This is a genomic window from Microbacterium sp. NRRL B-14842, from assembly GCF_050470785.1.
This window is the reverse complement of record NZ_JBFLUM010000001.1, coordinates 2191621-2218049: the sequence shown is the minus strand read 5'-3', so window position 1 is coordinate 2218049 and position 26429 is coordinate 2191621. Positions and strand designations below refer to the sequence as shown.

Here is a 26429-nt window from a genome sequence, read left to right as displayed (position 1 = left end):
GCACGCGTACACCGGGGGCCTGCCGGGGGTTCCGTGCGTCGTGACCGCCCCCTAGGGTCGGAGCATGGCCTCTGAACGCGTGACCCTGACCGTCGCCGACACCGACGGAGAGCGTGAGGTCGCGCTCTCCAGCCCGAATCGGATCGTCTGGCCCGACCTCGGCATCACCAAGGCGGAACTCGCCGAGTACGTGCAGCTCGTGTCTGTGCCGTTCCTCTCGGCGAACGGCAACCGCCCGGTGTCCCTGGAGCGCTTCCGCGACGGCGTCGGCGCTGCCGGCAGTCCGCGCCCAGAGGGGTTTTTCTCGAAGAACCCGCCGAAGGGCACTCCGGACTTCGTCGACGCCGTCACGGTCACCTACAACAGCGGCCGCCGCCATCCCCAGATCGTCCTGAACCGCACGAGCGCGATCGTGTGGGCGGTGCAGATGAACACCATCGTCTTCCACCCGTGGGCATCGCTGGCGACCGACTCCGACAACCCGGTCGAGCTGCGGATCGACCTCGATCCCCAGCCGGGCACCGGGTTCGCCGAGGCCGTCCCCGCCGCCCACGCTCTGCGGGAGGTGTTGCGGGAGGCCGGGCTGGAGGCGTTCGCGAAGACGAGCGGCAACCGCGGCCTGCACGTCTTCGCCCCGATCGAGCCGACCCACGAGTTCCTCGACGTGCGGCACGCCGTGATCGCCGCCGGCCGGGAGCTCGAACGCCGGATGCCGGATCGCGTCACGACGAACTGGTGGAAGGAAGAGCGGGGCGAGCGCCTCTTCGTCGACTTCAACCAGGCCAACCGCGACCGCACGATGGCCGGCGCCTACAGTCCGCGCGCCCTCCCCGGTGCGACCGTCGCGACGCCTGTGCACTGGGACGAGCTCGACGATCTCGACCCCAGGACGTTCACCGTCCGCAGCGTCCCGCAGCGGCTCGAAGACGTCGGCGACCCCTGGGCCGACATGCAGGCGAAGCCCGGGCGCATCGACACGCTGCTGGAGTGGTGGGAGCGCGACACGGCGGACGGGCTCGGGGAGTTGCCCTTCCCACCGGAGTTCCCGAAGATGCCGGGAGAGCCGCCGCGCGTGCAGCCGAGCAAGAAGAACGCCGCGAACTGGGATGCCGACGGCAACCCCGTCGACGACTGAGCGCGCTCAGCTCAGGACGTCGGCGAGGTCGTAGCCGTCGACGGTGTCGAGCTGGTCGTACGTGCAGGAGCGGGCGTCCCGGTCCGGCCTCCATCGCTCGAACTGCACGGTGTGGCGGAAGCGGGCGCCCTCGAGCTGGTCGTACCGCACCTCCAGCACCCGCTCGGGGCGCAGGCGCACGAACGACACGTCCTTCGATCCGCTGAACCGCGACCGCTCACCCTCACCCGTCACGGCGGCGCCGTCCTCGTCGCGCTCGACCAGCGGCGCGAGCTCCTCCACGAGCTGCTTCCGCTTCGCGTCACTCCACGCCGCGACCCCGCCGACCTGGCGCAGGGTCCCGTCGGCGTCGTAGAGCCCGACGAGCAGCGAGCCGACCCCGGTGCCGGACTTGTGGATGCGGTAGCCGAGGGCGACGACGTCGGCGGTCCGCGCATGCTTGATCTTGAACAGGGTGCGCTTCCCCGGCGCGTACGGCTGGGCCAGCGGCTTCGCCACGACGCCGTCGAGCCCCGCGCCCTCGAACTCCTCGAGCCAGCGGACGGCCGCGTCCCGATCGCGGGTGGTCCTGGTCAGGTGCAGCGGGTGCTCCACGGACTCCATGAGCGTCTCCAGCCGGGCTCGGCGCGTCTCGAACGACTGGGCCCGCAGGTCGTCCTCCCCGGAGGCGAGCAGATCGAAGGCGATGAACATGGCCGGGGTCTCCGTGGCGAGCTTCGCGACCCGGGAAGCCGCCGGGTGGATGCGCTGACTGAGGGCCTCCCAGTCCAGACGCTGCGCGCCGTGCGGACCCGTGGCCACGACGATCTCGCCGTCGAGCAGGCAGGGCACGGGGAGTAGCTGCGGAATCGCGTCGACGAGTTCCGGGAAGTAGCGCGTCAGGGGCTTCGCGCCGCGGGACCCGATCTCGACCTTCTCGCCGTCCCAGGCGATGAGCCCGCGGAACCCGTCCCACTTCGGCTCGTAGAGCAGGCCGCCCGGCGTCTTGTCGGCGTCGGGAACGGCCGCGACGGCTTTGGCGAGCATGGGGGCCGGGATCTCGTAGCGCATGCACCCATCCTGGACCGGGCGGCGAGCGGGGGAAAGGGCCGGGTCAGCCGAACAGGTCGTCGAGTTCCGCGGGCGTGCCGGCGTCGCGGAGCACGGTGTGTGCCGCGTGCCATCCCGCCATGCCGTTGACCGCGGGGCCGGGCGGCGTCGAGGCCGACGCGAGGTACACGCCGCGCATCGGCGTCCGCCACGGGGTGGGGGAGAGGACGGGGCGGCGCAGGGCCTGACGCATGTCGAAGACGCCGCCGGAGATGTCGCCGCCGATCTCGGCCGGGTTGATCGCCTCGCGGGAGGATGCCGGCACCGCGTGGTGGGCGAGGATCCGGTCGCGGAATCCCGGCGCGAAGCGCTCGACCTGTGCGGTGATGAGTTCGGTCGGGTCGAGGTCGGAGCCGTTCGGCACGTGGATGTACGCCCAGAGCACGGCCTTGCCGTCGGGCGCTCTGGTCGGGTCGAAGAGCGAGGGTTGGACCGCCAGCACGTACGGACGCTCGGACACGTGGCCGACCGCGACCGCGTTCTCGCTGTTCCACACCTCCTCCCTCGTCCCGGCGACGTGCACGGTCGGGGCGCTCCGCACGTGCTCGTTCGCCCACGGGACGGGTCCATCGAGCGCGAAATCGACCTTCGCCGCCGCGGCGCCGTAGCGGTAGCCGCGGAGGGCGCGGGCGTACGAGGCCGGGATGTCCGGGTGGGTGAGTGCGAGCCGGGGAGAGGTGTTGAGCAGCAGCACGTCACCGCGGTCGGGGTCGCCCCCGTCCAGGTCCGCGAGGTCGGTGACGCGGGCGCCCGTCTCGATCGTGCCGCCATGGGCCTCGAGATCGGCGATGAGGGCGTCCGCGATCACCTGCGAGCCGCCGCGGGGGTACGGCCAGCCGCCGGCGTGGGCGAGCCCGGCCAGCAGCAGACCCGCCGCGGCGCCGGCGAGCGTGGGCTGCGGGGAGTTCGCGTGCGCGACCACTCCGGCCATGAGCGCGGCCGCTTCCTCCGTGCGGAAGGCGGCCCGCGCGAGGGGCGTGCCCTGGTCGAGCATGCGGATGGCGTAGCGGACGGCGGTGATCGGGTCCTGCGGGAGGCGGAGGAGCTGGTTCCCGGTGAAGTCCGTGACGCCGTCGATGTGCGTGCTGAGGGGGCGGAGCCGGCGCAGCCAGGCGTCCCCGTCGATGCCGAGGTCGGCGGCGGTGCGCTCGATGTCGCGCCACGCGATGGCGGCACGACCGTCGTCCAGAGGATGGGCGAAGGAGATCTCGGGGCGGATCCACTCGATCCGCTCGTCGAGCCCGAACGCTTGGAAGAAGGGCGAGGCGACGGCTGCAGGGTGGACGGCCGAGCAGACGTCGTGACGGAAGCCGGGGAGGGTGGCCTCCCGGGTGCGCAGGCCCCCTCCGACCGTGTCCGCAGCCTCGAGCACGCGTACCCGGTAGCCGGCGCGGGCGAGGGAGACGGCGGCGGCGAGGCCGTTCGGGCCGGATCCGATGATCGTCGCGAGTGCCATGCGGCCAGTCTCGCACGCGAGTCCGCGGTCGGCGGAGGGGGTTGCGCCGTGCGATCCTGGAAGGGATGAATGAAGTCCAGGGCCCGACCCCCGCCGGCACCTCCCGTCCGTACCGCTCGCTTCCCGAGGCGCTCCGCGCGCACCGCATCGATCCGGTGAACCATGCGTTCATCACCGAGATCGTCGATTCCGCGGGGGTGACCTCTCTGATCGACCGCGGTCGCTACATCGAGGCGATCCGGCGCGAGGGCGCGGCGCTGCACATCGGCCGCACGTACACCAACGGATTCACGGAGGACGAGGTCGTCACCGTAGGCTCGACCCGCCTGCGGCTGCAGCCCAGCGAGGGGCGCGCGCCGTACTTCTACGTCACGCACCCGAGCGAGTTCGCCCCGCAGGCCCCCGTCAAGGCCAAGCGTCCCACGACGCCGCGCACCCCTTCGGCGCCGCGCACCCCCGCGGCGCCGAAGCCCGTCGAGCGCGACTACGGCGTGTGCGACGTCTGCTTCATGGTGAAGACCCCCGCCGGCGGCTGCGGCTGCGACTGATGCCCGCGGCCTCCGCGTCGCACGGCGGCGTCTCCGTCCGCGAGGCGGAGTGGCCACAGGATTCCGCGTTCGTCGGTACGGCGGTTTCGACGTACCTCCGTCAGACGGAGCAGGAGAAGCACGACGTCCTGGGTGATCCGGAGGAACCCGAGGGTGAACTCCCCGAGCGGTACCGGCCGGAGGTCCGTGACCCTGCCACCGCGTACGCCGGTGGTCGGGTGCTCGTGGCAGAGATCGACGGGGCCCCGGCCGGCGTGGTGATCGCCCTGCCGTATGCCGGTCACACCGAGGTCAAGCGGCTCTGGGCTGACCCCGCCGTGCGCGGCCGAGGCGTCGGTTCCGCGCTGCTCGACGCCGTCCTGGCGGAGGCCGAGGGTGCGGTGCGGCTGTCGGTGTGGGAGTGGCGCGACGCCGCGATCCGGCTCTACACGTCCCGCGGCTTCCGCCCCGTCGACCCCTGGGACGATCGCGACCGCCTCCTCTGCTTCGAATCGCTCACTTCGCTGCATCCGGCCGCCGAATCCAGCGAAGTGAGCGATTCGAAGGGCTAGGCGAAGGCGCTCATCCCGGTGATGTCGCGGCCGAGAAGGAGGGCCTGCACGGACTCGGTGCCCTCGTAGGTGTGGATGGCCTCGATGTCGGCCATGTGCTGCATGACGCCGTTCTCCAGGAGGATGCCGTTGCCTCCCAGGAGGTCACGCGCCGTCGCCGCGATCCGCCGGGCCGCCCGGGTGTTGTGGAACTTGGCGAGCGAGGCCTGGGTCGGACGTAGCGCTCCTGCCTGCTCGAGGTCTGCCATCCTGCGGCAGTAGAGCTGCATCGCCGTCAGGTCCTCCAGCATGTGCGTCAGCCGCTCCTGCACCATCTGGAACTTCGCGAGCGGCTTGCCGAACTGCACACGCTCCTTCGCGTAAGCCAGAGCCGCCTCGTAGCAGGCCGTCGCGTGGCCCAGCGCCGACCAGGCGACTCCGGACCGGGTGGCGTAGAGCACGGTCGAGGCGTCCTTGAAGCTCCTGGTCCCCGGCAGCACCGCGTCCAGCGGTACCCGCACGTCGTCCAGGCGGATGTGCGCCTGGTGGATCGCGCGGAGTGAGGCCTTCCCGCGGATCACAGTGCCGGTGTACCCGGGGGCGTCCTGCTCGACGAGGAAGCACCGCACCGCCCCGTGCTCGGCAGCGGACTCGTCGTCGACCCGTGCCCAGACGAAGGCGATGCCGCCCGAGGCGCCGTTGCCGATCCACTTCTTGGCGCCGCGGAGCACCCAGGAGTCGCCGTCGCGGCGGGCCACGGTCTCCAGCGAGACGGAGTCCGAGCCGTGGTCGGGCTCGGTCAGCGCGAAGGATCCGAGTACCGAGCCGTCGGCGAGTGCCGTGAGCCAGCGGTCCTGCTGGGCGGGCGAGCCGAACAGGGCGAGCGTCCGCAGCGCGAGGCCGCCCTGCACGGCGAGGATCGTGCCGAGGGAGCCGTCTCCCCGCGAGATCTCCATGTTGACCAGGCCGGCGGCGAGCGGGGAGAGCCGGGTGAGCGCGGGATGGTCGACGCCGTCGACGACGAGGTCCATCTCGCCCATCCGGCGGGCGGCGTCGAGCGGGTACTCGGCGCGGTCCCAGGCCTCGGCCATCTGCGGGGCGACCTCGTCGACGTACGCCTTCGCGCGGTCCCAGGCTTCCCGGTCGACGGCGGGGATGTCGGCGAAGACGGCGTAGTAGTCGCTGTCCTGCCGTCCGGTGATGTCGTAGGACGAGACGCGCTCGCCGGGGACGGGGGAGGCTTCCGTGCTCATGATGCTCCTTCGTGACACCAGGTATCGTACTCCTCGATACTCGGTATCACGACCTCTCCGGCGGGCTCAGTCGAGCTCGGAGCGCAGCCTCCGCGTGACCTCGGCGACGGGCATCGAACGCGGGAAGACCGCCACCACCATGTCGTCCGGAGCCCCCGCCGCGGTGTCCTCGCCGACGCCGTACCGTCGACGCGCATCCGCGAGCGCGGACTGGAGGGTGGACAGCGGCACCTTCTTGCGTCCGCGCAGGAGCTGTCGCAGCACGTGGTTGTGCACCGCCGTCACGAGCGCCGCGAAGCCCACCGCGTCCAGCGGATCCACTCCCGGCAGGGCGCTGCGCAGGTACTCGTCGAACAGCCGCTCGTAGCGGAACACGGTGATGATCTCGCGTTCACGGAGCACCGGCACCTCCCGCACGATCTGGTAGCGCCGTCGCGCGAGCTCCGGGTCGTTCGCGAAGTGCGTGAACACGGACTCCGATGCCGCGCAGACCGCGCCCCACGGATCGTCGTGCCCCTCGTCGAGGAACTCCCGGAGCTGCTCCAGCAGGACCTCGTGATCGGCGAAGACCACGTCCTCCTTGCCGCCGAACTGCCGGAAGAAGGTCGACCGGGAGACGCCGGCGGCCTTGGCGATCTGCTCCACGGACGTCTGGTCGAACCCCTGGGCGCTGAAGAGTTCGAGCGCGGCGGCGACGACGCCCCCGGTGCGCAGCTCTGCGGATTCCTGCATGGCGAAATCCTAGACCGCCGTGGGGCTCACGCCCGAGCGTCCCCGCGGGAGCGCACCGCTGACGCAGTTCCAGGACCCGCGTTTCCGTGAGGGCGCGCGACCGTCCATGCTGATCCTGGCTGTGGTCACGAGGCGTCCGGGGTTCGCCGACTCGCGCGCGAGTCCGATGCCCGATACCGCCGAGCGATCCGTATGAAGAGGTCCAGGGCCTCGGCTTCCGAGCGGAAGCGGAGCGGCGCATGGAAGCGCTCACCGCGCTCGTCGGCCTCCCAGACGATCCACTCCTCGCCTTCGCGCTCGATCCAGGCGGACGACTGAGGTCGGCCTGTACGGCCGAACCAGTTCGCGGTCGCGGTGAGCTTCTCGTCGCGGATGATGCGCTGCGCCTCGGCGCCGGTGAGGTCGCTCACGTCGTCTCCTCCGTCATGCTCCGACGCCGAGAATCGTACCGGAGGCGTCGGGGCGTCGGGGAGGGCGTCGGGGCGTCGGAGCGTTCAGCCTGCGGTAGTAGGCTGGGGGACTGGTCGATGTCTCGACATCGAGAGAATCACCAGACCAGACCGCAGCCCAGTGAAGGAAGCACAGTGGATCTGTACGAGTACCAGGCACGAGACGTTTTCGAGAAGTACGGAGTGCCGGTCCTCGCCGGCATCGTCGCGGACACCCCCGAGGAGGTGAAGGCGGCTGCCGAGAAGATCGGCGGTGTCGTGGTCGTCAAGGCCCAGGTCAAGACCGGAGGCCGCGGCAAGGCCGGCGGCGTCAAGGTCGCCAAGACCCCCGATGAGGCGTACGAAGCCGCGAAGGCCATCCTCGGACTCGACATCAAGGGCCACGTCGTCAAGCGCGTCATGGTCGCGCAGGGTGCCCGCATCGCCGAGGAGTTCTACTTCTCCGTGCTGCTCGACCGCGCCAACCGCTCCTACCTCTCCCTGTGCTCCGTCGAGGGCGGCATGGAGATCGAGCAGCTCGCCGTCGAGAAGCCCGAGGCACTCGCCCGCGTCGAGGTCAACCCGCTGACCGGCATCGACAAGGAGAAGGCGGTCGAGATCGCTCGCGCCGCGAACTTCCCGGAGGACCTCGTCGAGAAGGTCTCCGATGTGTTCGTGAAGCTGTACGACGTCTACAAGGGTGAGGACGCGACGCTCGTCGAGGTCAACCCGCTCGTCCGCACCGAGGACGGCGACATCATCGCGCTCGACGGCAAGGTCACGCTCGACGACAACGCCTCCGAGATCCGCCACCCCGAGCACGAGGCGCTCGAGGACAAGGACGCCGCCGACCCGCTCGAGGCCAAGGCCAAGGCGTCCGGCCTCAACTACGTCAAGCTCGACGGCGAGGTCGGCATCATCGGCAACGGCGCGGGTCTGGTCATGTCGACGCTCGACGTGGTCGCCTACGCCGGAGAGAACCACAACGGCGTGAAGCCCGCCAACTTCCTCGACATCGGCGGCGGCGCCTCGGCCGAGGTCATGGCCGCCGGTCTCGACGTCATCCTCGGCGACCCGCAGGTCAAGAGCGTGTTCGTCAACGTGTTCGGCGGCATCACGGCGTGCGACGCCGTCGCCAACGGCATCAAGGGTGCCCTGGAGACGCTGGGCGACACGGCCTCCAAGCCGCTCGTCGTCCGCCTGGACGGCAACCGCGTGGACGAGGGTCGTGCGATCCTCGCCGACTACGCGCACCCGCTCGTGACCCTGGCCGCGACGATGGACGAGGGCGCCGACAAGGCCGCCGAGCTCGCCAACGCCTGACGCTTCGACAGGATTTAAGGAACAGAACATGTCGATCTACCTCAACAAGGACTCCAAGGTCATCGTCCAGGGCATCACCGGCGGCGAGGGCACCAAGCACACCGCGCTCATGCTCAAGGCCGGCACGCAGGTCGTCGGCGGCGTGAACGCCCGCAAGGCCGGCACCACGGTCTCGCACACGGACAAGGACGGCAACGCCGTCGAGCTCCCCGTCTTCGCCTCGGTCGCCGAGGCCATGAAGGAGACCGGCGCCGACGTGTCGATCGCCTTCGTCCCCGGCGCCTTCACGAAGGACGCGATGATCGAGGCCATCGACGCCGAGATCCCGCTGCTCGTCGTCATCACCGAGGGCGTCCCCGTGGGCGACTCGGCCGAGGCCTGGGCCTACGCGCAGAGCAAGGGCAACAAGACCCGCATCATCGGGCCGAACTGCCCCGGCATCATCACCCCCGGTGAGGCGCTCGTCGGCATCACGCCCGCGAACATCACCGGCAAGGGCCCGATCGGCCTCGTGTCGAAGTCGGGCACCCTGACCTACCAGATGATGTTCGAGCTGCGCGACCTGGGCTTCTCGACCGCCATCGGCATCGGCGGCGACCCGGTCATCGGCACCACGCACATCGACGCGCTCGCCGCGTTCGAGGCCGACCCCGAGACCAAGGCCATCGTCATGATCGGCGAGATCGGCGGCGACGCCGAGGAGCGTGCGGCCGAGTACATCAAGGCGAACGTCACCAAGCCGGTCGTCGGCTACGTCGCGGGCTTCACGGCTCCCGAGGGCAAGACCATGGGTCACGCCGGTGCGATCGTCTCCGGCTCGGCCGGTACCGCGCAGGCGAAGAAGGAGGCCCTCGAGGCCGCCGGCGTCAAGGTCGGCAAGACGCCGTCCGAGACCGCCGCTCTCATGCGCGAGATCATCGAGTCGCTCTGATCTGAGCTACGCTTGACCTGAAGGCCCCGGGCTCCACCCCGGGGCCTTCGTCATACCCTCACCTCCCTCGAATCACGCACATGGCCCCATTCCGTGTCGGAATGGGGCCATGTGCGCGACTCGGAGCGGGGCTAGATCCCGACGCCGAAGAGGGCCTCGATGGGACCGCGGGCGAAGAAGATCAGGAAGCCGGCGCCGACCACCCACAGCAGCGGGCTGATGGTCTTGGCCTTGCCGGAGAAGGCGTGGATGAGCACCCAGCTCACGAAGCCCGCCCCGATGCCGTTGGCGATCGAGTACGTCAGCGGCATGACCGAGACCGTGAGGAACACCGGCAGGAGCACCCGGAAGTCGCCGAAGTCGATGTGCCGGATCTGGGCCATCATCATGGCACCCACGATGATGAGCGCCGCGGCGGCGATCTCCGTCGGGACGATCGAGGTCAGCGGGGTCAGGAACATCGCGATGAGGAAGACGATGCCCGTCACGACGTTCGCGAGTCCCGTCCTGGCACCCTCGCCGATACCCGCGCCGGACTCGATGAAGACCGTGCTGGAGGACGACGAGGTCGCACCACCGGCGATCGCCCCGACACCCTCGACCACGAGGGCCGACTTGATGCGCGGGAAGTCGCCGTTGTCGTCGGCCAGGTTGGCCTCCTTGGCCAGGCCCGTCATGGTGCCCATGGCGTCGAAGAAGTTCGTGAAGAGGAGCGTGAAGACGATCATCACGAGGGCGACGAGGCTGACCTTGCCGAGGTCGAACGAGAAGTCGACGGCGCCGATGAGGCTCAGGTCGGGGACGCTGACGGGGGAGCCGTTCAGTGCCGGGACGGTGAGTCCCCAGCCGCCGGGATTCACGACATTGCCCTCATCATCGACGCCGCGGGCGCCGATGTGCCAGATGGCCTCGACGATGACCGCGAGCACGGTGCCGCCGATGAGGCCGATGAGCATGCCGCCCTTGATGCGGAGCGCGACGAGGATGCCCGTGAGGAGCAGGGTGATCACGAACAGCAGGCTCGGCACGGTCGCGACCGACCCGTTGACACCGAGGCCGACGGGCGGCGACGAGGCGCCGGTCGCCGTGACGAAGCCCGAGTTCACGAAGCCGATGAAGGCGATGAACAGGCCGATGCCGACCGTGATCGCGATCTTCAGCTGGAAGGGCACGGCGTCGAAGATCGCCTTCCGCAGCCCGGTGGCGGCGAGGAGCACGATCACGACACCGTTGATCATCACGAGCGCCATCGCCTCGGGCCAGGTGACCTGGCCGACGACGGAGAACGCGACGAAGGCGTTGATGCCGAGGCCGGCGGCGAAGCCGAACGGCAGGCGGGTGACGACACCGAAGAGGATCGTCATGACGCCGGCGGTCAGGGCCGTCGCGGCGCCGACGGCGTTGAAGTCGAGCATGTCGCCGGCGACGTCCGGCTTTCCGGAGAGGATGATCGGGTTCAGGATCACGATGTAGGCCATCGTGACGAACGTCACGAGGCCTCCACGGATCTCGGTGCCGATCGTCGATCCGCGCTTGCTGATCTCGAAGAAGCGGTCCAGGGTACCGGTGGGTTCGGTGGACGCCGGGGCGGGTGGGGCAGTAGTCATCGGGAAACCTCCGGAGAAACGCTACCGTGTCGTCCGCCTCGCGCGCGCCCACGGGGGCCGGACGGGAAGTCGTCGTAGTCTCGAAGGCGCTATGCAACGCCTCCTCGTCGCGCTCCTCGCCGCCCTCGACGCCGCCATCGCGGCCGCCGTCGGGCTGGCCGTGCTGCTGGCGCCGTTGACGCTCCTGTGGACGCTCGCGTTCGGTGTCACCGCGGACTGGGGGGCGCTGTGGCCGCTCACCGGAACGCTGTGGGAGTTCGGGCACGGTGTCCCTCTGGAGATCACGATCCCGGACGCCCTGCTCGTCACCCTGGCGATCCCGGCCGACGCCGCGCGCTTCGCCGTCTCGGTCACGCCGCTGGCGTTCCTGCTGCTCACGCTGCTCTTCGCGGCGCGCTCCGGCGCCCGGGCCGCACGGTCCGGCGCGTGGGTGCTGGGATCCCTGTCGGGGACGGTCGTCTTCGCCGTGATCTCGACGGTCGTCGCCCTCACATCCGCGCTGGGCGCCGCACGCGTCCCACTGGCTCTCGCGATCCTGCTGCCCCCCGCCGTCTACCTCGTGGGCGCCGTGTGCGGCGCCGTCCGCGTCGCGTGGGAGGACGGCGACGGCGGCGTGCTGGACCGCATCCACGATGTGCTGGACGCCAGGGAGGACTGGGCGCCGGTACCGTCCGCGGTCGTGCGCGGGGCGGCGTTCGCGCTCGTCGGTGTGCTGGGGGCTGCCGCGTTGGCCGTCGCCCTGTCGGTCCTGACCCGTGGGGGCGAGGTCGTCGCGCTGTTCCAGGCGGCGCGGGTCGATGCCCTCGGGGCGACCGTGCTGACCCTCGGGCAACTCGCCTATCTGCCCACACTGGTGGTGTGGGCGGCGTCCTGGCTCGCCGGCCCCGGGTTCGCCGTCGGCGCGGGCACCGCGGTGTCGCCGGCGGGGACGCAGCTCGGCGTCGTCCCGGGCATCCCCGCCTTCGGTCTGCTGCCGGAGAACACCTCGATGTGGATGCTCATCGTCATCCTGATCCCGGTGGCCGCCGGGGCGCTCGCCGGGTGGGCCGTGCGCTCGCGCCTCGTATGGGAGGGGACGCCGCTGGGGCTCCTGCAGCGCGTCGTGATCGCGGTCGGAATCGCCGCGGTCTCAGGCGGCGTTGCCGCGCTCGCCGCCGCCTTCGCGAACGGTTCGATGGGCCCGGGCCGACTCGAGGTCGTCGGTCCGGCGATACTGCCGTTCGCCTTGTCTCTGGGGGCGGAGGTGCTCGTCGGGGCGGCGATCCTGTTGCTGTCCCCCCGCAACCGCGACGAGCTCGCGGAGGAGCGCACCGATCGCTGGATCGCGGAGATGTCCGAACGGGCCTCCGAGGAGCACGCTGACGACGACCGCCGCTAGCCGCCCCGGACCTCCGGCGACGCCGGTCGGAGCGTCATCGGCACGCCGGTAGACTGGGCGCGTGCTCACGGTCGCCGTACTCATCTCGGGCGCCGGCTCGAACCTTCGCGCCCTCCTCGAGGCCGCTCGTCACCCCGATTTCCCGGCGCGTGTCGTCGTCGTCGGGGCGGATCGCGAAGCCGACGGGTTGGCCCATGCCGAGGAGTTCGGCATCTCCAGCTTCACCGTGCCGTGGCACGAACACGAGAGCCGCGAGGCGTGGGGCGAGGAGCTGGGACGTCAGCTCGCCGTCTGGTCGCCGGACCTCGTGGTGCTGAGCGGCCTCATGCGCCTGCTGCCGTCCTCCCTCGTCGCCGCCTATGCGCCGCGGATCATCAACACCCACCCCGCGTTCCTCCCGGAGTTCCCCGGAGCGCACGGCGTCCGCGACGCGCTCGCCGCGGGCGTCCGCGAGACCGGCGCCAGCGTGATCGTCGTGGACGACGGGGTCGACACCGGCCCCATCCTCGCCCAGGAGCGCGTGCCGATCCGGGCCGACGACACCGAGCACACGCTGCACGAGCGCATCAAGCCGGTCGAGCGCCGGCTCCTCATCGACGTCGTCCGGCGCATCGCTACCGGCGACCTCGCCCTGACCTCCGCCCCCTGACCCCCCCCGACGCCCCGCACGAAGGAGCCCATCATGGCCGGCCCCCGCCACGACCCCACGCTCTACCGCGATCGCGACACCGTGCCGATCCGGCGCGCTCTCGTCTCGGTCAGCGACAAGACCGACCTGCTCGTGCTCGCCGCTGCGCTCGCGGAGGCGGGCGTCGAGATCGTCTCGACCGGGTCGACGGCGTCCACCATCCGCGACGCCGGCTTCGAGGTGACGGATGTGGCCGCGGTCACGGGTGTCGCCGAGATGCTCGACGGTCGCGTCAAGACCCTGCATCCGAAGGTGCACGGCGGGCTGCTCGCCGACCTGCGCCTGGAAGATCACGAGCGGCAGCTCGCCGACCTCGACATCGCGCCGTTCGAACTCGTCGTCGTCAACCTGTACCCGTTCGTGGAGACCGTGGCCTCCGGTGCCGAGGGTGACGACGTGGTGGAGCAGATCGACATCGGCGGCCCCGCCATGGTGCGTGCGGCGGCGAAGAACCACGCCAACGTCGCGATCGTCGTGTCGCCGCAGTCCTACCCGGCGATCGTCGCGGCCGTGGCACAGGGCGGCACGTCTCTCGCCCAGCGGCGGGAGCTCGCGGCGCGGGCCTTCGCGCACACCGCGGCCTACGACACGGCCGTCGCGCAGTGGTTCGCCGAGGGCACGCTCAACGACCCGGGCGACCTCCCGGCGCACCTGACGATCCAGGCCGAGCGGCTCGCGACGCTGCGCTACGGCGAGAACTCCCACCAGCGCGGCGCCATCTACACCCGCGCCGGCGGCCACGGCATCGCTCAGGCCACGCAGCTGCAGGGCAAGGAGATGTCGTACAACAACTACGTCGACGCCGACGCCGCCCTGCGCGCCGCCTACGACATGGTCAAGCCCGCCGTCGCCATCATCAAGCACGCGAACCCCTGCGGGATCGCCACCACCGCCCCGAACGCCCTCGACCCGATCGCCAGCGCGCACCTCCGTGCCCACGAGTGCGACCCCGTGTCGGCGTACGGCGGCGTGATCGCCGCGAACGGCACCGTGACGCTGAAGATGGCCGAGAACCTGAAGGACATCTTCACCGAAGTGATCGTGGCGCCGTCGTTCGAGCCCGCGGCCCTCGAGGTCTTCAAGGCGAAGAAGAACCTGCGCCTGCTGCAGCTCCCCGAGGACTGGCAGCAGGAGCGCATGGACGTGCGGCTCGTGTCCGGCGGTCTCCTGCTCCAGGACGCGGACCGCTTCCCGGACGACATCGTCTCGGTCGCGAAGAACTGGGAGCTCGTGTCGGGGGAGCGTCCGAGTGACGAGGAGATGGAGAACCTGATCTTCGCGTGGAAGGCCTGCCGGGCCGTGAAGTCGAACGCGATCGTCCTGGCGAAGGACAATGCGACGGTCGGCGTCGGCATGGGCCAGGTCAACCGGGTCGACTCGTGCCGCCTCGCGGTGGAGCGGGCAGGGGATCGTGCCGCCGGATCGGTCGCGTCGTCCGATGCGTTCTTCCCCTTCGCGGACGGTGCCCAGGTGCTCATCGACGCGGGTGTCACGGCGATCGTGCAGCCCGGTGGGTCCGTTCGTGACGAGGAGGTCGTGGATGCCGCGCGCAAGGCCGGCGTCACGATGTTCTTCACGGGGGAGCGTCACTTCTTCCACTGACCGAGACCCCGGTCTTCCGTCGAGACCCCGGTGTGCGCACGTCCGCACCCCGGGGTCTCGGCGCGTCGGCGGGGTTTCGGGGAAGAAACCGCGATGTCCGATTTCCGCCAGCCGTAGCCCTGCGGGGGTGAGAGAGTGGAGGACATGAGCCTCCCCGTGACCGCGTTCGACGAGCGTTACCGGGCCATCAGCGCCCGGGACACCCGCTTCGACGGCCAGTTCGTCACCGCCGTGCGCTCGACCGGGATCTACTGCCGTCCGAGCTGCCCCGCCCGCACCCCCAAGCCGCAGAACGTGACCTTCTATCCGACCAGTGCCGCGGCGCACGAGGCGGGCTACCGCGCATGCAAACGCTGCCTGCCGGAGGCCGCCCCCGGGTCGCCCGCGTGGGACGTCCGCGGAGACACCGCCGCTCGCGCCATGCGGCTGATCGCGTCCGGCGTGGTCGAGCGCGAGGGCGTGCCAGGGCTCGCCGCGCGCCTCGGCTACTCGAGCCGTCACCTCACGCGGCTGCTGACGACCCAGCTCGGCGCCGGACCTCTGGCACTGGCGAGAGCGCATCGCGCCCACACCGCCCGCATGCTGCTCGTGGGGACGGACATGCCCATCGCCGACGTCGCCTTCGCCGCCGGCTTCCACAGCATCCGCCAGTGCAACGACACGATCCGCGAGGTGTTCGGCCTCACGCCCGGAGAGCTGCGCGCCCGCCGCCGCACGCCGTCCGCGTCCGTGCCGGGAACGATCGACCTGGTCCTGCCGTGCCGGGGTCCCCTGGATGCGGCCGGGATCTTCGCGTGGATGGCGGCGCGGGCGGTGACCGGGGTCGAGGAGGCCACGGCCACGGCGTTCTCCCGACACCTCCGGATGCCCGGAGGCCCTGCGTGGTTCGAGGTGCGTCAGGAGGAGACGGAGCGGCTGCACCTCCGGGCTCGGGTCGCGCAGCTCGGCGACCTCGCGCCGCTGGTGGCGACCGCGCGTCGGATCTTCGACCTCGACGCCGACCCCCTGGCGATCGACGAGGCCCTGGCGGCGCACCCGCCTCTCGCTCCCCTCATCGCGCGCACCCCCGGTATCCGCGTGCCCGGAGCGGCCGATCCGCACGAGATGCTCATCCGCGCGATGATCGGGCAGCAGATCACGGTCGTCGCCGCCCGCACCGCGCTCACCGCCCTCACCGACGCGCTGGGGGAGCGGACCCCCGAGGGACTGCTGTTCCCGACGATGTCGGCCATCGCGGCCCACGGCGCCGAGGTGCTGCGGGGGCCCGCCGCCCGCATCCGCGCCGTCACCGGAGCCGCCGCCGCCCTCGCGGACGGGAGCCTGACCCTCACGGTCGGCGACGACGGCCCCACGCAGCGCGCGGCCCTGCTGGCGATGCCCGGCATCGGTCCCTGGACCGCCGACTACGTGAGGATGCGGGTGCTCGGCGATCCGGACGTGCTGCTGCCCGGTGACGTCGCCCTCCGCGCCGGAGCCGCGGCGGCCGGTCTCCCGGCCGAACCGAAGACCCTCACCGCCTGGGCGGAGCGCACCGCGCCGTGGCGGAGCTACCTCAGCGCGCACCTGTGGCGTGCCGCCCCGATCCGCCCCGCCGGACCGCGGAGCAAGACCGCCACCCGGCCCGCCCGCGGCCCCGAATCCGACACCGAGGAGACCTCATGACCGCACTCATCCAGACCCTCGACACCGCCGACGGTCCTTTCACGATCCTCGCCGATGAGCGCCAGCGGGTGCTCGTGTCCGGGTGGACCGACGACGTCGAGGCGATCCTCGGACGCCTGCCGTCCCGAAGCCGTCCCGACGCCGTGCGGGAGGCCGAGACGGACGCGGCGGGCGCCGTCCGCGCGTACTATGCCGGCGACGTCACGGCGATCGACGCGGTCCCGGTCGCGCAGACCGGCACCGCCCTGCAGCTCGCCGGATGGGCGGCGCTCCGCGGCATCGCCCCGGGGGAACCCCTGACGTACACGGGCTTCGCGGCCCGGCTCGGCAATCCGCGTGCGGTGCGGGCCGCCGCGTCGATCTGCGCCCGCAACGCCCCGGCCCTGTTCGTGCCCTGTCACCGGGTGCTCCGCACGGACGGCTCTCTCGGCGGCTTCGCCTGGGGCCTGCCCGTGAAGGAGAGGCTCCTGGCGCGCGAACGCGCCGCCCGCTGACCTCTCGGTTCGAAGAGCCCGCTCCCCGGAGAGCGGGCTCTTCGTCGTCTCGGGAATTCCTCTTGCGCTCAGCTGGTTCACAGGAATAGGCTGATGGGCTGTCGCGCCAACCGGACGACCTCGCCGAGCCCTGAGGAGGACACCATGACCACGATCGCCACCGCGCGGATCGCCACCCTCGGCTCGACCCCGGCGCGCCCGCTCTCCTAGAGCCCCGCCCTCTTCTGCACCGGATGCCGGGCTCCGTGAGCCCGCTCTCGCATCCGTCCTTTCACTCTTCTCACCCTCGACTCCTCTGAGAGACATGTCTTCCACGTCTTCCGCGCAGAAACCGTCCCCCTCGTCCTCCCTCTCCACGCCCGCCGCGCTGTGGCGGCTCAAGCCTTTCGTGAAGCCGGTCATCTGGCGTCTCGCCGGCGGTGCCGCCAGCGCGCTCGCGGCCGCGCTCATCGCGCTGATGATCCCCATCGTGCTCGAACAGATCATCGGCGGGCCGGTGCAGTCCGGAGCGCTCGACGCGATCGTCTGGGGCGCGCTCGCCGTGTTCGCCCTCGGCCTCGGCGAGGCGCTCATGGTCTGGCTCCGCCGGCAGTTCGTGCTGTTCCCGGCCACGCAGGTCGAGTACCGCATGCGCACCGAGCTCTACTCGCGACTGCAGACCCTCCCGGTCGCCTTCCACGACCGGTGGCAGTCCGGCCAGCTGCTCAGCCGCATGATGCAGGACATCGGCCTGATCCGCCGGTGGCTCGCCTTCGGCCTCGTGCTTCTCGTCGTGAACGTGCTGACGATCCTCATCGGCTCCGTCCTGCTGTTCCGCTGGCACTGGCTGCTGGGCACGATCTTCCTGGTGACGGCGATCCCGCTGTGGATCCGCGGCTACCTGTTCGAGAAGCGCTACGGCGCCCTCACGCGGCGCAGCCAGGACCAGGCCGGCGACCTCGCCACGAGCGTCGAGGAGAGCGTGCACGGCATCCGGGTGCTCAAGGCGTTCGGACGGGGCACGCACGCCCTCCGCCGCTTCAGCCGTCAGGCCGAGACGCTGCGCGAGACCGAGATGAGCAAGGCCCGAGCCATCGCCTCGATCTGGTTCTGGCTCGACCTCATGCCGCAGATCGCCTTCGGCCTGAGCCTGATGTCCGGCATCTGGCTCATCTCGCAGGACGCGATCACCTCGGCGGAGCTCTTCGCCTTCTTCGCGATGGCCGTCGTGCTGCGCTGGCCGATCGAGTCGATCGGCTTCCTCTTCTCGTTCATGCTGGACGCGCGCACGGCGACGGACCGCGTGTTCGACATCTTCTCGGAGACGAACACCATCACCGACCCCGCGAACCCCGTGCACATCGAGAACCCGCGCGGCGAGCTCGCGTTCGAGAACGCGCACTTCCGCTACCAGGACGCGGCCCCCGACGAGCGGGACCTGCTCGACGGCATCGACCTCGTGCTCCGACCGGGGGAGACCATGGCGCTGGTCGGGCTCACCGGCAGCGGCAAGACCACGTTGACGACCCTGCCGACGCGGCTCTACGACGTGACGGGAGGGCGGGTCACGCTCGACGGCGTCGACGTGCGCGACCTCACCCTCGCCGAGCTGCGCGAGCACATCGCGATGGCGTTCGAGGACGCGACGCTCTTCTCCGCCTCGGTCCGCGAGAACGTCCTGCTCGGGCGCGCCGACCTCGACGTGCACAGCCCCGAAGCCGAGCGCGTCCTGCGCGAGGCGCTCGACGTCGCGCAGGCCGCCTTCGTCGACACGCTCCCCGAGGGCGTCGAGACGGTCATCGGCGAAGAGGGACTGAGCCTGTCCGGCGGACAGCGCCAGCGGCTCGCCCTCGCCCGAGCGGTGGCCGCCACGCCGCGGGTGCTCGTCCTGGACGACCCGCTGTCGGCGCTGGACGTCGACACCGAGGCCCTCGTCGAGGAGGCGCTGCGGCACGTGCTCGCCGACACCACGGCGATGATCGTCGCACACCGTCCGTCCACCGTGGCCCTCGCCGATCGCGTGGCGCTGCTGGAGGACGGCCGGATCACCGCGGTCGGCACGCACACCGAGCTGCTGAAGACGAGCCGGCACTACCGGCACGTCATCTCCAGCTTGGAGGCCGAGGAGGCGGCCCGCACCGGCGCCATCCCGATCATCCGCGACGAGCAGTCGGAGATCCACGACACCGTGCAGGACGGCATCCGCCAGGAGGCCGACGATGAGGCGCCGGGAAGCGCCTCCCGATTCGCAGGAGAGGAGGTGCAGCGATGAGCTCCCTCACCGGAACCCAGGACGAGGACCGCTCCCGCCTCACCACGGAGGAGAGCAGGGCGATCCGCCGTCGCTCGCTGCGGCTGCTCGGCTCGCTCGTGCGCCCGCTCAAGCCGCAGATCGTGCTCGCCGCCACGGTGCTCGTCATCTCGACGGCGCTGCAGGTGGCCGGGCCGATCCTCATCAGCATCGGCCTCGACCGCGCGCTGCCGGCGGTGCTCGACGATGCCGACTGGATGCCCACCTTCGTCGTCGGCGGGATCTATCTTCTCGCCGGCGCTCTGGCCGCCGTGCTCATTGCCTGGTACGTCATCATCGCGGCCAAGCTGACCCAGGCCGTCCTGCTGGACCTGCGCAAGCGCATCTTCCTGCACACCCAGCGCCTGAGCCTGGAGTTCCACGAGTCGTACACGTCCGGGCGGATCATCTCGCGCCAGACGAGCGACCTGGACTCCATCAAGGAACTCCTCGACGGCGGTCTGAACGAGCTCGTCTCCGGCGTGCTCTTCGGTGTCTTCACGTTCATCGCCCTGTGCGTGTGGGACTGGCAGTCCGGCCTGATCCTCGCGATCGGCGGCGTACCGCTGTTCTTCCTCATGCGCTGGTTCTACTCGCGCTCCCAGCTCGTGTACCGCGAGTCCCGGGTGATCAGCGCGAAGGTGATCGTGCAGTTCGTGGAGACCATGACGGGCATCCGCGCGGTCAAGGCCTTCCGGAAGGAGCCGCGCAACGACGAGGCCTTCCAGGGCGTGGCCGGCGAGTACCGGGACGTGAACCGCCGCTCGATGCTGCTGTTCGGCACGTTCGAGCCGGGGCTCATGGGCGTCGCGGCGCTCGTCCTGGGCGTGGTCGTGCTGTGGGGCGGCATCCGGGTCTCGGAGGGGGCCCTGACGGTCGGCGTGCTGCTGTCCGCCGTCCTCTACGTGCGCAACTTCTTCGCTCCGATGCAGGAGATCGCGATGTTCCTCAACTCCTACCAGTCCGCCACCGCGGCGCTGGAGAAGGTGTCGGGCGTCCTGGAGGAGGTGCCGACGGTGCCGGACCCCGAGAAGCCGGTGGACCTCTGGGAGTCCCGGGGGCACATCCGCTTCGACGAGGTCACGTTCGCGTACAACGAGGACAAGACGATCCTGCCGAACTTCTCGCTCGACATCCCCGCCGGGCAGACGATCGCGCTGGTCGGGACGACGGGGGCGGGCAAGTCCACGCTGGCCAAGCTCATCTCCCGGTTCTACGACCCGTCCGCGGGGACGGTGACCCTCGACGGCGTCGATCTGCGGTCGCTGCACCCGAAGGACCTCCGCCGCGCGATCGTCATGGTCACGCAGGAGGCGTACCTGTTCAGCGGGACCGTCGCCGACAACATCGCGCTCGGGCGCCCGGATGCGACTCTGGACGAGATCCGCGAGGCGGCGCGGGCGGTGGGCGCCGACGCGTTCATCTCGGCGCTGCCGGACGGGTACGACACCGACGTGAACAAGCGCGGTGGTCGTGTCTCGGCAGGGCAGCGACAGCTCATCTCGTTCGCCCGCGCCTTCCTCGCCGACCCGGCGGTGCTGATCCTCGACGAGGCGACGGCCTCGTTGGACATCCCGTCCGAGCGGCTGATCCAGGACGCGCTGCAGACGCTGCTGGCCGACCGGACGGCGATCATCATCGCGCACCGGCTGTCGACGGTGGCGATCGCTGACCGTGTGCTCGTGATGGAGCACGGCCGGATCATCGAGGACGACACCCCCGCCGCCCTCATCGGCGGCACCGGGAAGTTCGCCCAGCTGCACGCGGCCTGGCAGGAGACGCTCGTCTGACGTCCTGACGCGACAGTGGCCCCGGCATCCGTACGGATGCCGGGGCTTCCTCGTCCGGGCGCGGGTGCGCCGGGATCGGTAGCATCGAGGGATGGACCCCTTCCTCCTCGTCGCGGAGTGGTGGTGGCTCGTGCCGACCGCCGCCGCTGGGGTGACCGCGGGCGCGATCGGCGTCCGTCGGCGCAACACCCGCAGCGGCCGCCGGCTGGAGTACGACGCGGCCCGGCACGACCTCCGCGAGGCCCAGCAGCGCGCGGTGGTGCGACGGACGGCCCTGAAGGTGGCACGGGCCGACCTCGCCCGGGTCTCCGCCGAGCGGGCCGCGCAGCGGGCGAGCGCGGAGCAGGTGTCCGGCGCCCGACGCATGCTCAAGGAGCGTGAGCGCGACGCCAGGGCCGCGGCGGCCGACGTCCGCGCCCGGCGGGTCAGGGTGAACGCCGCTCGCGCCGCGATCCCCGCCGGCTCCGCGCCGCGGCCGCTGGAGCGCCTGTATGCGGAGCACGACGCGGTGACGGCGCGGTGGATGCGGTATGAGACAGACCCCGCGTTGCAGATCACCTATCCCGAGATGACGGACGTGAAGCGTCCGGAGACGGCCGCCTACCTGCGGGCCGCCGGTGCCGCGGTCGAGGCGCGTCGGCAGACGACGGGCCGGGTGACCGCCGCCGAGTACGCGGCGTACCGCGACGCTGTCGCGGAGCTGGAGCGGGCGTTCGAGGCCGCCGAGCACGCGGCGAAGGTCCAGACGGGCGAGGCACCTCCCACCGCGGCCTGGCAGGACGCCGCGCAGGACATGCTGCACCGCTCCGCGGAGGCCATCGACCGCGCAGCAGGTGCTGCCGCCTCAGCGCTCGCCGCGTGGAACAGTCGCCGGGGCAAGGGCACGCCTCCGGACGGCAACGGTCAGCGCTGAGGAGGATCGAGGTCGAGCCGTCCGGCGGGATCCGAGGGCGACGGAGTCTCGATGGGGGAGGGGATTCGAGACCCCGCCGCCGGTCTCAGGAGGGGACGCGGATCTCGGCGATGACCTCGCCGTAGGCCGTCTCCCCGACGGGGGTGAAGCCGACGCGACGGAAGAAGGCCTCCGGGCCGTCCTCGCCCGCTTCGTAGATCACGTTGACGTGGTCGACGCCGCGGGTGCGCGCTTCGTCGATGAGGTTCTCGACGGCGAAGCGGCCGATGCCGCGACCCTGGTCGTCCGCGTCGACGTTGATGCGCCACAGCACGGAGCGGAAGTGCTCCTCCGGGGCCTCGTCGTCGAAGTTGGCGCTGACGAAGCCCACGACCTCGTTGCGGTCCAGGATCACCCGCTGCCAGGAGGTCTGCGGGTTGATGACGGTGGCCGCGATGCCGTACGAGACGGGCGCGAGGAACTGCTCCTGTCCGGGCTTGAGCGACAGGTTGTTCACGGCGACGATCGTCGCGGCGGAGAGTTCGACCATGCGCAGTTCGGACATGCCCCCAGGCTAGCCCCTCCGCTCACCGCATTCATCACTCGGGCGGACTTTTCACGGACCGGTCACGTGCCGGACCCCGTCGCCGGGAGCGCCGCTTCGGGGCGAGGGCCGCTCAGGTATCTTGGTATCGAGACAAATAGCCCTCGTGAACGGAGAACCTCCCGGTGACCGACGACGCCATCATCTACACCTACACCGACGAGGCACCGGCGCTGGCCACCGCCTCGTTCCTGCCGATCATCCAGGCCTACACGGGCCAGGCGGGCATCGAATTCGAGACGCGGGACATCTCTCTGGCCGGCCGCATCCTCGCCGCCTTCCCCCAGAAGCTCACCCCGGAGCAGCAGGTCGGCGACGCGCTGGCCGAACTCGGCGGCCTCGCCACGCTCCCCGAGGCGAACATCATCAAGCTGCCGAACATCTCCGCGTCGATCCCGCAGCTCAAGGCCGCCATCGCGGAACTGCAGCAGCAGGGCTACGACGTCCCCGACTTCCCGGACGAGCCCTCGTCGCTGGAGGAGAAGGACGTCCGCGCCCGCTACGACCGCATCAAGGGCTCCGCAGTGAACCCGGTGCTGCGCGAGGGCAACAGCGACCGCCGCGCGCCGCTCGCGGTGAAGAACTACGCCAAGAAGCACCCGCACCGCAACAAGCCGTTCGCCGAGGGCTCGAAGACCCGCGTCGCGACCCTCGGCCACGACGACTTCAAGCACAACGAGCGCTCGTGGGTCGCCGCTCACGACGACGTCCTCTCCTTCCGCCACACGGCGAAGGACGGCACCGTCACGGTCCTCAAGGAAGGACTCAAGGTCCTCCCGCGCGAGATCATCGACGCGACGTTCCTCTCCGCGAAGGAGCTGGACGCCTTCCTCGCGGACACCCTCGCGGAGGCCAAGGCCGACGACGTACTCTACTCGGTGCACCTCAAGGCGACGATGATGAAGGTCAGCGACCCGATCATCTTCGGCCACGTGGTGAAGGCGTTCTTCAAGGATGTCTTCGACCAGTACGGCACGCAGCTCGCCGAGGCCGGACTGAGCGCGAACGACGGCCTCGGCTCCATCCTCGCGGGCCTGGCGAACGTCACCGGTGGCGAGGAGATCGCTGCGGCGTTCGACAAGGCCATCGCCGAGGGGCCGCGTCTGTCGTACGTGAACTCCGACAAGGGGATCACCAACCTCCACGTGCCGAGCGATGTCATCGTCGACGCGTCCATGCCGGCGCTCGTCCGCAACGGCGGCAAGCTCTGGGGCAAGGACGGCGAGGAGGCCGACACGATCGCGGTCATCCCCGACTCGTCCTACGCGAGCGTCTACCAGGCGGTGATCGACGATGTGATCGCGAACGGCCCGCTCGACCCGGCCACCATCGGCACCGTGCCGAACGTGGGTCTCATGGCGCAGGCGGCCGAGGAATACGGCAGCCACGACAAGACGTTCGAGATCGCGGCGGACGGCATCGTCCAGGTGCTGGACAGCGAAGGCACCGTCCTCATCGAGCACGAGGTCGGCAAGGGCGACATCTGGCGCGCGACGCAGACCAAGCACATCCCGGTCATGGACTGGGTCAAGCTCGCCGTCGGCCGTGCCCGTGCGACCGGCGTGCCCGCGGTGTTCTGGCTCGACGCGAACCGCTCGCACGATGCCCAGATCATCGCGAAGGTGCACCAGGGCCTCGCCACGCTCGACACCAAGGGCCTGACGATCACGATCCTCGCGCCGGAGGAGGCGACGCGGTACACGCTGGCGCGCATGCGTCACGGTCTCGACACCATCTCGGTGACGGGCAACGTGCTGCGCGACTACCTCACCGACCTGTTCCCGATCCTCGAGGTCGGCACGAGCGCCAAGATGCTCTCGATCGTGCCGCTGCTCGCCGGCGGCGGACTGTTCGAGACGGGTGCCGGTGGCTCCGCTCCGAAGCACGTGCAGCAGCTGGTCGAGCAGAACTACCTGCGCTGGGACTCTCTGGGCGAGTTCTTCGCGCTGGCCGCCTCGCTCGAGCACTTCGCCGACCGCACGGGCAACGAGAAGGCCCGCGTGCTCGCCGAGACGCTGGACGCCGCGACCGGTACCTTCCTCGAGGAGGACCGCTCGCCGGGCCGCGCGCTCGGCACGATCGACAACCGCGGCAGCCACTTCTACCTGGGGCTGTACTGGGCGCAGGAGCTGGCGAAGCAGACGAAGGACCCGGAGCTCGCCGCGGCCTTCGCCCCGGTGGCCGAGAAGCTCGCAGCGAACGAGGAGGCCATCGTCTCCGAGCTCAACGCGGTGCAGGGCAAGCCCGTGGAGATCGGCGGGTACTACCGCCCGGACGAGAAGCTCGTAGCGGCGGTCATGCGCCCGTCCACGACGCTCAACGAGATCGTCGACGCCCTGCGCTGAGACGACGGAAGGGGGCGGATGCTGCGGCATCCGCCCCCTTCTCGCTGTCCGCCCTCCGCCAGGCCCGAGCACGACTGCGGAGCGCGACCGCGACACCCTGGGAGAGGGGACGCCTCGGCGGCGTGTCGTTCCGCGTCTCCGAAGCTGTGCTCGGCACGCGAACCGGATCAGTTGTAGACGGAGACCTCGAGGCCGACGGGGGACCAGTCGTAGACGTACTTGGCGAGGTCGATCGGCAGGTTCACGCAGCCGTGGCTCATCCGGTTGCCGAAGTTGTTGTGCCAGTAGGTGCCGTGGAAGCCGATGTTCGGGGCGAACCATGTGATCCAGGGCACGTCCTCGGTGCAGTACGGCGCGCCCTCGTAGCAGCCCATGTCCTGCATCGACGTGTGCGCGAAGACCTTGAAGTTGCCGGTCGGCGTCGGCGTACCGGGCAGGCCCGTCGAGACCGCCCAGGACTGCACGACCTTGTCGTTCTCGAAGAGGTAGGCGCGCTGCGTGCTGAGGTTGATCTCCGCACGGCGGAACAGGTTCGTGGTCTCGAACGGCGTCTCGGTCACGGAGAGCGCGAAGGTGCCGTCGCCCGCGGCGAGCTGCGTCGCGAAGTCGTCGGCGATGCCGTCGGTGTCTCCCAGGGCGCGTCCGGTGGCGCCCTCCTTCTCGGCGCGCAGCACATTCCCCGCGGAGTCGACGATGTTGGTCGCGTTCACGGGCGCGCGGTCCACGGCGGCGGGCAGCGTGTCGACGGTGGTCTGGATCGCCGCCGGATCCGCCTCGATGCGGAGCTGGCCGTCTTCGTCGACCACGGTCAGCCAGGACGCGGCGACCGCGGGGGAGACCGGGACGGTGCGCTCCTTGCCGACGTAGAAGCCGATGGTGGACAGCATGGTGTTGAGGGTGGTGGCGGTCGCCGTCGCGTCGTCGTCGGACACGGCGGGCAGGGCTTCGACAGGGTCGCCCGGGTACTCGAAGGTCGTGCGTCCGTCGCCGACAGCCTCGACGAAAGCAGCGTTCAGATCGGCCACGTCGACACCGGTGCCGGGAACGGACGGAGTGACGGTGTAGGTGCCCTTCGCGGCGTCGAAGACCACGGCGGCGTCGACCGGGTCGACGAAGCTCCCGGGGACGGCCGCCCGGAGCGCGGCGGATGCGGTCTCCTGGTCGAGGACGATGTCCGCGGGCACGGGGTCGCCCATCCAGGCGCCGAGATTCCACATCGGATGCGCCGAGAACGCGGCATCGGCGAGGGCCGTGGCGTCGGCGGTCGCCCCCAGGTCGGCGCCGGTGAGCACGGCGTCGTCGCCGTCGCCCGTGAGGGTGACCTCGGTCTGGGCGAGGTGCGAGCTGATCGTCTCGGCGGCGGCACCGGGAGTCATCCAGCCCACCGGGATGCCCGCGACGGTGGTGCCGGGGGCGATGAGGATCATCGAGGCGGCGCCGGCGCCGAGCGCGACCACGCCGAGGCCGAGACCGATCCACAGGCCGAGGCGGCGTTTCTTCGGGGCCGGCTCGACGGGAGCCCAGGCCAGGGGCTGCTCGCCGGTCTGCGGCGGGGCCGTGTCGGTCGCCGCCTCCGGCGTCAGGACACTCGTCGGTGTCGCATCGTCGGGCTGTGCCCCCGTCGCAGTGCCCGGCGTGGAAATCAGATCGGTCACGAACTACACCCCCCGCAG

General features: G+C 70.8%; 22 protein-coding genes. 14 read left to right on the top strand and 8 right to left on the bottom strand.

Annotated elements, in window-relative coordinates; translation table 11 throughout:
• Positions 1–64 precede the first annotated feature (64 nt).
• Entirely contained in the window at positions 65–1135 is a 1071-nt protein-coding gene (ligD, locus tag AB1285_RS10900; protein ID WP_280568186.1) for a non-homologous end-joining DNA ligase, read from the top strand.
• Between the two features lie 6 nt (positions 1136–1141).
• Here the strand turns inward: ligD and AB1285_RS10895 are convergent, their stop codons facing one another.
• The gene (locus AB1285_RS10895) at positions 1142–2185 is read right to left on the bottom strand and encodes an ATP-dependent DNA ligase (protein WP_292794927.1); all 1044 of its coding nucleotides are present in this window, start codon (positions 2183–2185) and stop codon (positions 1142–1144) included.
• Between the two features lie 43 nt (positions 2186–2228).
• Positions 2229–3680, bottom strand: a complete 1452-nt coding sequence (locus AB1285_RS10890) for a phytoene desaturase family protein (protein WP_187663454.1) — start codon at positions 3678–3680, stop codon at positions 2229–2231.
• A gap of 65 nt (positions 3681–3745) precedes the next feature.
• Here AB1285_RS10890 and AB1285_RS10885 point away from each other — a divergent pair, with 65 nt between their 5' ends.
• Both AB1285_RS10885 and AB1285_RS10880 read left to right on the top strand, forming a co-directional pair.
• Entirely contained in the window at positions 3746–4228 is a 483-nt protein-coding gene (locus AB1285_RS10885; protein WP_187663455.1) for a hypothetical protein, read from the top strand.
• Positions 4228–4779, top strand: a complete 552-nt coding sequence (locus AB1285_RS10880) for a GNAT family N-acetyltransferase (RefSeq protein ID WP_187663456.1) — start codon at positions 4228–4230, stop codon at positions 4777–4779. The genes AB1285_RS10885 and AB1285_RS10880 overlap by 1 nt, the downstream gene beginning before the upstream one ends.
• Here the strand turns inward: AB1285_RS10880 and AB1285_RS10875 are convergent.
• From AB1285_RS10875 to AB1285_RS10865, 3 genes are all read right to left on the bottom strand, one after another.
• Positions 4776–6011, bottom strand: coding sequence for an acyl-CoA dehydrogenase family protein (locus tag AB1285_RS10875; RefSeq protein ID WP_187663457.1), 1236 nt, complete (start codon positions 6009–6011; stop codon positions 4776–4778). The genes AB1285_RS10880 and AB1285_RS10875 overlap by 4 nt on opposite strands.
• A gap of 66 nt (positions 6012–6077) precedes the next feature.
• Positions 6078–6743 (bottom strand): TetR/AcrR family transcriptional regulator, encoded by a 666-nt coding sequence (locus tag AB1285_RS10870; protein ID WP_259954271.1) that lies wholly within the window; start codon positions 6741–6743, stop codon positions 6078–6080.
• 125 nt (positions 6744–6868) lie between these two features.
• Positions 6869–7153 carry a hypothetical protein gene (locus tag AB1285_RS10865; RefSeq protein WP_292797720.1) on the bottom strand — a complete coding sequence of 95 codons (285 nt, stop codon included), beginning with the start codon at positions 7151–7153 and terminating at the stop codon, positions 6869–6871.
• A gap of 174 nt (positions 7154–7327) precedes the next feature.
• Here AB1285_RS10865 and sucC point away from each other — a divergent pair, with 174 nt between their 5' ends.
• Together sucC and sucD are read left to right on the top strand one after the other, a co-directional pair.
• The gene (gene sucC, locus AB1285_RS10860) at positions 7328–8494 is read left to right on the top strand and encodes an ADP-forming succinate--CoA ligase subunit beta (protein WP_025103777.1); all 1167 of its coding nucleotides are present in this window, start codon (positions 7328–7330) and stop codon (positions 8492–8494) included.
• A 28-nt stretch (positions 8495–8522) separates the two neighbouring features.
• On the top strand, positions 8523–9425 hold the full coding sequence (gene sucD / locus AB1285_RS10855) for a succinate--CoA ligase subunit alpha (RefSeq protein ID WP_187663460.1): 903 nt from the start codon (positions 8523–8525) through the stop codon (positions 9423–9425).
• A 131-nt stretch (positions 9426–9556) separates the two neighbouring features.
• Here sucD and AB1285_RS10850 read toward each other — a convergent pair whose 3' ends face one another.
• Entirely contained in the window at positions 9557–11032 is a 1476-nt protein-coding gene (locus AB1285_RS10850; RefSeq protein WP_187663461.1) for an NCS2 family permease, read from the bottom strand.
• 91 nt (positions 11033–11123) lie between these two features.
• On the opposite strand from AB1285_RS10850, the gene AB1285_RS10845 reads away from it, so the two are divergent.
• From AB1285_RS10845 to AB1285_RS10810, 8 genes are all read left to right on the top strand, one after another.
• Positions 11124–12410, top strand: a complete 1287-nt coding sequence (locus tag AB1285_RS10845) for a cell division protein PerM (RefSeq protein WP_292797715.1) — start codon at positions 11124–11126, stop codon at positions 12408–12410.
• Between the two features lie 61 nt (positions 12411–12471).
• Entirely contained in the window at positions 12472–13059 is a 588-nt protein-coding gene (gene purN / locus AB1285_RS10840) for a phosphoribosylglycinamide formyltransferase (protein WP_292797713.1), read from the top strand.
• Positions 13060–13092: 33 nt separating this feature from the next.
• Positions 13093–14700, top strand: coding sequence for a bifunctional phosphoribosylaminoimidazolecarboxamide formyltransferase/IMP cyclohydrolase (gene purH, locus AB1285_RS10835; RefSeq protein ID WP_060923212.1), 1608 nt, complete (start codon positions 13093–13095; stop codon positions 14698–14700).
• A 144-nt stretch (positions 14701–14844) separates the two neighbouring features.
• Positions 14845–16362, top strand: a complete 1518-nt coding sequence (locus AB1285_RS10830) for a DNA-3-methyladenine glycosylase 2 family protein (RefSeq protein ID WP_292797709.1) — start codon at positions 14845–14847, stop codon at positions 16360–16362.
• Positions 16359–16856: a methylated-DNA--[protein]-cysteine S-methyltransferase gene (locus AB1285_RS10825; protein WP_187663465.1), complete on the top strand. Its 498-nt coding sequence runs from the start codon at positions 16359–16361 to the stop codon at positions 16854–16856. The genes AB1285_RS10830 and AB1285_RS10825 overlap by 4 nt, the downstream gene beginning before the upstream one ends.
• A 304-nt stretch (positions 16857–17160) precedes the next feature.
• Positions 17161–19107: an ABC transporter ATP-binding protein gene (locus AB1285_RS10820; RefSeq protein ID WP_232089190.1), complete on the top strand. Its 1947-nt coding sequence runs from the start codon at positions 17161–17163 to the stop codon at positions 19105–19107.
• Positions 19104–20915, top strand: a complete 1812-nt coding sequence (locus AB1285_RS10815) for an ABC transporter ATP-binding protein (protein WP_060923216.1) — start codon at positions 19104–19106, stop codon at positions 20913–20915. The genes AB1285_RS10820 and AB1285_RS10815 overlap by 4 nt, the downstream gene beginning before the upstream one ends.
• A gap of 91 nt (positions 20916–21006) precedes the next feature.
• Positions 21007–21828, top strand: a complete 822-nt coding sequence (locus AB1285_RS10810; protein ID WP_370428301.1) for a hypothetical protein — start codon at positions 21007–21009, stop codon at positions 21826–21828.
• An 85-nt stretch (positions 21829–21913) separates the two neighbouring features.
• Here the strand turns inward: AB1285_RS10810 and AB1285_RS10805 are convergent, their stop codons facing one another.
• Positions 21914–22372 (bottom strand): GNAT family N-acetyltransferase, encoded by a 459-nt coding sequence (locus tag AB1285_RS10805; RefSeq protein ID WP_101847088.1) that lies wholly within the window; start codon positions 22370–22372, stop codon positions 21914–21916.
• A gap of 164 nt (positions 22373–22536) precedes the next feature.
• Between AB1285_RS10805 and AB1285_RS10800 the strand changes: the two genes are divergently transcribed.
• Complete coding sequence (locus tag AB1285_RS10800) at positions 22537–24756, top strand: NADP-dependent isocitrate dehydrogenase (protein WP_292796969.1); 2220 nt, start codon at positions 22537–22539, stop codon at positions 24754–24756.
• Positions 24757–24923: 167 nt separating this feature from the next.
• On the opposite strand, the gene AB1285_RS10795 is transcribed toward AB1285_RS10800, so the two are convergent.
• A complete protein-coding gene (locus AB1285_RS10795) occupies positions 24924–26411 on the bottom strand; it encodes a L,D-transpeptidase family protein (RefSeq protein ID WP_232089191.1) in 1488 nt (495 codons plus the stop codon).
• Positions 26412–26429: the final 18 nt, after the last annotated feature.

Bases quoted from the DNA above. Each gene is read 5' to 3' on its own strand.
- ligD (WP_280568186.1), top strand. From the start codon at position 65: ATGGCCTCTGAACGCGTGACCCTGACCGTCGCCGACACCGACGGAGAG.
- AB1285_RS10895 (WP_292794927.1), bottom strand. From the start codon at position 2,185: ATGCGCTACGAGATCCCGGCCCCCATGCTCGCCAAAGCCGTCGCGGCC.
- AB1285_RS10890 (WP_187663454.1), bottom strand. From the start codon at position 3,680: ATGGCACTCGCGACGATCATCGGATCCGGCCCGAACGGCCTCGCCGCC.
- AB1285_RS10885 (WP_187663455.1), top strand. From the start codon at position 3,746: ATGAATGAAGTCCAGGGCCCGACCCCCGCCGGCACCTCCCGTCCGTAC.
- AB1285_RS10880 (WP_187663456.1), top strand. From the start codon at position 4,228: ATGCCCGCGGCCTCCGCGTCGCACGGCGGCGTCTCCGTCCGCGAGGCG.
- AB1285_RS10875 (WP_187663457.1), bottom strand. From the start codon at position 6,011: ATGAGCACGGAAGCCTCCCCCGTCCCCGGCGAGCGCGTCTCGTCCTAC.
- AB1285_RS10870 (WP_259954271.1), bottom strand. From the start codon at position 6,743: ATGCAGGAATCCGCAGAGCTGCGCACCGGGGGCGTCGTCGCCGCCGCG.
- sucD (WP_187663460.1), top strand. From the start codon at position 8,523: ATGTCGATCTACCTCAACAAGGACTCCAAGGTCATCGTCCAGGGCATC.
- AB1285_RS10850 (WP_187663461.1), bottom strand. From the start codon at position 11,032: ATGACTACTGCCCCACCCGCCCCGGCGTCCACCGAACCCACCGGTACC.
- AB1285_RS10845 (WP_292797715.1), top strand. From the start codon at position 11,124: ATGCAACGCCTCCTCGTCGCGCTCCTCGCCGCCCTCGACGCCGCCATC.
- purH (WP_060923212.1), top strand. From the start codon at position 13,093: ATGGCCGGCCCCCGCCACGACCCCACGCTCTACCGCGATCGCGACACC.
- AB1285_RS10830 (WP_292797709.1), top strand. From the start codon at position 14,845: ATGAGCCTCCCCGTGACCGCGTTCGACGAGCGTTACCGGGCCATCAGC.
- AB1285_RS10825 (WP_187663465.1), top strand. From the start codon at position 16,359: ATGACCGCACTCATCCAGACCCTCGACACCGCCGACGGTCCTTTCACG.
- AB1285_RS10820 (WP_232089190.1), top strand. From the start codon at position 17,161: ATGTCTTCCACGTCTTCCGCGCAGAAACCGTCCCCCTCGTCCTCCCTC.
- AB1285_RS10815 (WP_060923216.1), top strand. From the start codon at position 19,104: ATGAGCTCCCTCACCGGAACCCAGGACGAGGACCGCTCCCGCCTCACC.
- AB1285_RS10810 (WP_370428301.1), top strand. From the start codon at position 21,007: ATGGACCCCTTCCTCCTCGTCGCGGAGTGGTGGTGGCTCGTGCCGACC.
- AB1285_RS10805 (WP_101847088.1), bottom strand. From the start codon at position 22,372: ATGTCCGAACTGCGCATGGTCGAACTCTCCGCCGCGACGATCGTCGCC.